At 36.7% G+C, this 4,733-nt stretch carries 4 protein-coding genes; all 4 read right to left on the bottom strand.

Annotation, left to right across the window (positions count from 1 at the left end; all coding sequences use genetic code 11):
* Window positions 1-960 precede the first annotated feature (960 nt).
* Window positions 961-1,833, bottom strand: a complete 873-nt coding sequence (locus tag LVD51_RS14450) for an IS3 family transposase (RefSeq protein WP_236972107.1) — start codon at window positions 1,831-1,833, stop codon at window positions 961-963.
* Window positions 1,830-2,144, bottom strand: coding sequence for a transposase (locus tag LVD51_RS14445; RefSeq protein ID WP_236972104.1), 315 nt, complete (start codon window positions 2,142-2,144; stop codon window positions 1,830-1,832). Before LVD51_RS14445 ends, LVD51_RS14450 begins: the two co-directional genes overlap by 4 nt.
* Before the next feature lie 795 nt (window positions 2,145-2,939).
* Window positions 2,940-3,665 (bottom strand): DUF3307 domain-containing protein, encoded by a 726-nt coding sequence (locus LVD51_RS14440; RefSeq protein WP_236972103.1) that lies wholly within the window; start codon window positions 3,663-3,665, stop codon window positions 2,940-2,942.
* A gap of 1 nt (window position 3,666) precedes the next feature.
* Window positions 3,667-4,314, bottom strand: a complete 648-nt coding sequence (locus tag LVD51_RS14435) for a hypothetical protein (protein WP_236972102.1) — start codon at window positions 4,312-4,314, stop codon at window positions 3,667-3,669.
* Window positions 4,315-4,733: the final 419 nt, after the last annotated feature.

The following is a 4,733-nucleotide window of genomic DNA, read 5'->3' as shown; positions in this document are numbered from 1 at the left end:
TAGACCAATAGGTCTACCAGATGGACTAAATGTCCATCTGATGAAGGAGCCGAAACCTCCGCGTTTCGGGAGGGCTGAGGATGAAGGAGCCGAGGGTTCCATCCCTCGGGTATGACCGAGCGAAATGCGAAGCATCATTGATCCTAAATGGATCAATGGAGAGGGAACCGGAGCCACTGGCTCCGGCGTGGTATTAATAAAATTTCATGGTAATCTTTACTGTGCTGCGACGAGACTGCAACGTAATTCGTCATCCGATAATCTATGGCTTTGATCTGAATCACTGATGTATTCACATGGATTTGTCACACTTTTTGTCCAATTTATCTTAATATATCATTACAAGGGATGAAAAGTTATGATCTCTTCGTATTAGCAGATTGACAATACAAAAAGTCCGCCAAATCAACATTGGCATATCTTTATACCGTGGGTTAAAAACCCACGGCTATGACATATCATCCCTTCAGGATGACTGAGTAGAGTTGCCAGAATGGCAACCAAATGCCCTAAATGGACATCGGATGAAGGAACCGAGGACTCCCGGCCGAGGCGTGATTGCCCTGTAATTCTATAGGATTTCCCCTTAAGATCATCAGGATTGCTTTTAGTCTTTTGGCGTGACCGCAACATAATTCGATAGGTTTTTAGCCACTGGTTCCGGCGTGGTATTAATAAAATTTCATGGTAATCTTTACTGCGATGCGACAACACTGTAATTAAATGGACAAGACTGGATTTTACCTTAATTTATTATGTCGTCCCTTCAGGACTTTTTATTTGGGCAAACTATTTTTCATAGGGTTCCACCCTATGCTATTAGACTACGCCCTTTCAGGGCTTTTTTATAAGAATTATAATTGTCCTTAATATGACTGAATGTAGTTGCCCAAAGGGCAACCCGATGTCCTAAATATGAACGAGCAAAGTGGATTAAGTACAAAATTTAAAACAATGAAATTAGGCACTTTGTGAATAAATATCTAATAAACTCAATTCTTTTTCAGCTGGTGTCATAAAATCAATTGCACCATGAATTCTATAATTGTTATACCAGTTAATGTATTGAAAAACGGCATGTTTAAATTCTTTTGTATTTCTGAATGTATGGTGATATAAACATTCGTATTTAATAGTTTTAAAAAAAGATTCTGCAACCGCATTGTCCCAACAATTTCCTCTTCGGCTCATACTCTGGGTAGAATAGGTGTTACAATTGATTATTTCAGAGAACTTCTTGCTAGCATACTGAGAGCCTCTATCTGAATGAAAGATAAATCCTGGTTTTATTTGACGATTTGTCCTTGCATGAGTCCACGCTTTTATTATAGTATCTTCCGTTGTCATTGAAGTACTAATTGAATATCCAACAACTTTTCTATCAGCCAAATCTATGATAGTAGTTAAATAATTCCAACTGTCTTTTACTCTCATATATGTTATGTCAGAGACCCAAACTTTCCCTAACTCATTTACCCTGAATTTTCTATCAAGTATATTTTTAGACACCTTTAGATCGTGTTTAGAGTCAGTTGTGGACTTATACTTACGAGTTACAATACTTTGCAATCCCATCTCATGCATCAATTTCGTAATCCAACTTTGAGAATAATCGACCCCTTGTCGCTTTAATTTATGCCATACTTTTACACTACCATACCTCCCTTTACTCTGTTCGTAAATTTGGCTTATTTGTTTCATTAAAACATCCTTTCGTTTGATTTTTGATGTTGTCATTCTAGATTTACGTATATAGGAATAATAGGAGCTTCTACTTACAGTCAGTGCTTTACACATCATCTCAACAGGAAATATACCTTTATTTTGTTCTATGAACTTATATTTGTCCTGTCGCTCTTGGAGAAGATGCCCACCGCCTTTTTTAAGATATCATTTTCCATTTTTACCGCTAAATACGCTTTCTCTAATTCCTTATATTTTTTCTGCTCTTCTGTTAAACTTGCATTTCCATTACCAGTAAATATTGGACGATCTGTAATTTGAGATTGCTTCACCCAACGACTTACCATACTTTTGCTTAGACCGTATTCTCTGCCTATTTCTGCACGACTCTGGCCTCCTTTTACCAAAGAGATTATCATCTCCTTAAAATCTGAACTATACTTCTTTCTTTCCTTTGTCATATTTTTTAAAGTTAACTTAAGTTGCTTAATTTTTTGTTCTAATTAACATACTATTACCAAAGTGCACGACTGAATAAAGTTGCTCAAAGAGCAACCAGATGAACTAAATGTTCATCTGATGAAGGAACCACGACCACTGTGTCGTGGGTGGGGCAGCCAGGGCGAGTGAAGTCGCAGCCACTGTGCTGAGACGACGCTGCATTTAAATTGACAAGTTTAAGTACTTGTCACAGTAATAATATAATTGCTTGAAGGAGCCACGACCACCGTGTCGTGGATGGGTTGGCCCGCAAATCGGGCTCTGTCGAGTGAAGTCGCAGCCACTGCGATGCGACAAGAATACATAAAATTCGACAGCAAATTCTCACTAGCTCCGGCTTAGTATCAATAAAATTTCATGGTAATCTTTACTGTGCTGCGACGATGCTGCATAAAATTCGACAGCTATAAATTACTAAAATACTGGAATTGTATCAAAGGCACCAATGCCTCCGTGCATTGGGTGAGAGAGGAAAGTACCCAATCGACTTAACGTCGATTGGATGATGATGACTGAATGAAGTTGTCCAGAGGACAACCCGATGGATTAAATATCCATTGGATGAAGGAACCGAAACCACCGTGTTTCGGGTGGGTGGACCTCCGTCTCGTGGGTGGGTAGGCCTTGCGCCTCAATTGGCGGTATTGAAAGTCGCAAAATCTTGCGACTATTCAACAATAAATCGAAATAAAACCAGTAATTTTTAAATGTATTTCGTACTAAAAGGGTCTATATTTATAATGTAGGTATAATTTTTAATATGACTTTAAAATATAGTTAATGGCAAGTCCCATAAATAATGCCAAGGTAAAACTAATCAGGGTTCCAATAAGGACGTATTCCGTCTGTTTCCTCGGATGGTTTTCGTTTTTATCACTAAACCTTAGAATTGATTTGGCTGCAATTAAGAAACCGATGGCTTGAAACTGTTGAAACAACACAAAAGTCAAAACCAATATCCGCTCTAAAATACCGATCCATACACCGGCGTTTTTTAAACTATCGCGATCTTCTTCACTCGTTGCCAATTCCATTTGCCATTGCTTGGTAGCCTTTCCGACAAGGTAACCGCTGGGCACAGTAATCAACATATAGCCTGCCAATACGGCCCATGTTTTCATTTCAAAAAAGTCTTTGATATCGGCGAAAAAATAAGAAAATCCATGGTCTATACACAATGCACAGAGTCCTAGGATGATGACATGATACAGTTGATCAATAATAAAAGGGATGAGTTCATCCTTGGTATAGGTCAACTTCAGGTAATCTCCTATGCCATGGCTCAATGCAATGAAAAGGGCATAGAAACCATATTCCCAACCTGCCATAAAGATCCAAGCCACTATACCAGTCAATGCAATATGAAAATATAAGTATTTTGATTTGGCCTTTAGCAAGTTCTTTTGCTCAACCCAGTGATTGGGTTGAATAAAAAAATCTGTAATGATATGGGCAATCAAAAGCCTTATAAATAATTCCATATTAATGGTCTTTGAATTGTGATTCAAAATACGCTAAAGTTTTTTCAATGGCATTCCAATTTGCATGTTTTTTACGAAGACTAACTGCGGGTTGGCTAATACCCAAGACCTTTTCGATAGGTAATTCATTTTCTTCCAGAATCACATTTACAATTTCGGCAGAAGATAAAGACCAACCATCAATTACTGATTCAAGTAAAGTCAGTATCACAGACCATTCTTTATTGATGTTATCATCTGAGGTAGTCAACGTAAGTCCCTCTTCACTCTGCTTCATTTGATCTAGTCGTCTACCTGAATATTGAAAAGCACTACCGTCGGAATCTAGTAAGGTTTCGCCTTTGTAATCTAACTCCCCTATCCCAATTGATATTCTTATATCGACCACTGACTTTCGCTGACTATTGCTCAACCGTAGTGACTTAACCAATGATTTCAAATATAGACCATGACGCAGTGCACCATCACTACTGTCGACTACCGCTTGAATACTATCTCCTCTATAGATAATATACTCTCCGCCATTGGCCTGCCCCCATTTCGCTAATTTCTGCTTTAATTTTTCTACAATATGACTTCGATCTGCAGCACTAAAACTCCTAGATTCAATAAGATCGCAGGTTAATACCGCCAAATTGTTTTTCTTCATCTATTCTTGTTTTACTTCAATATTATCTTTCTAGGCAAACATAAGCCTACACACTTATAATATACAAATATAAGCCTATATACTTATAATATACAAATATAAGCCTATACACTTATAATATACAAATATAAGCCTATATACTTATAATATACAAATATAAGTCTATACACTTATAACATATAAACATAAGCCTACAGACTTATAACACATCAATATAAGCCTACATACTTATAATACATCAATATAAGCTTATACACTTATAATATACAAATATAAGCCTATACACTTATAATATACAAATATAAGCCTATACACTTATAATATACAAATATAAGCCTATATACTTATAATATACAAATATAAGCCTATATACTTATAATATACAAATATAAGCCTATATACTTATAATATACAAATAT

This window comes from Membranihabitans marinus (assembly GCF_021729155.1).
GTDB lineage: Bacteria > Bacteroidota > Bacteroidia > Chitinophagales > Saprospiraceae > Membranihabitans > Membranihabitans marinus.
The sequence above is the reverse complement of the archived record's forward strand: the minus strand, read 5'-3'. Positions and strand labels throughout refer to the sequence as shown.

Coding starts and splice junctions, on each gene's coding strand:
- LVD51_RS14440 (WP_236972103.1), bottom strand. CDS start 3,665: ATGGAATTATTTATAAGGCTTTTGATTGCCCATATCATTACAGATTTT.
- LVD51_RS14435 (WP_236972102.1), bottom strand. CDS start 4,314: ATGAAGAAAAACAATTTGGCGGTATTAACCTGCGATCTTATTGAATCT.
- LVD51_RS14445 (WP_236972104.1), bottom strand. CDS start 2,144: ATGACAAAGGAAAGAAAGAAGTATAGTTCAGATTTTAAGGAGATGATA.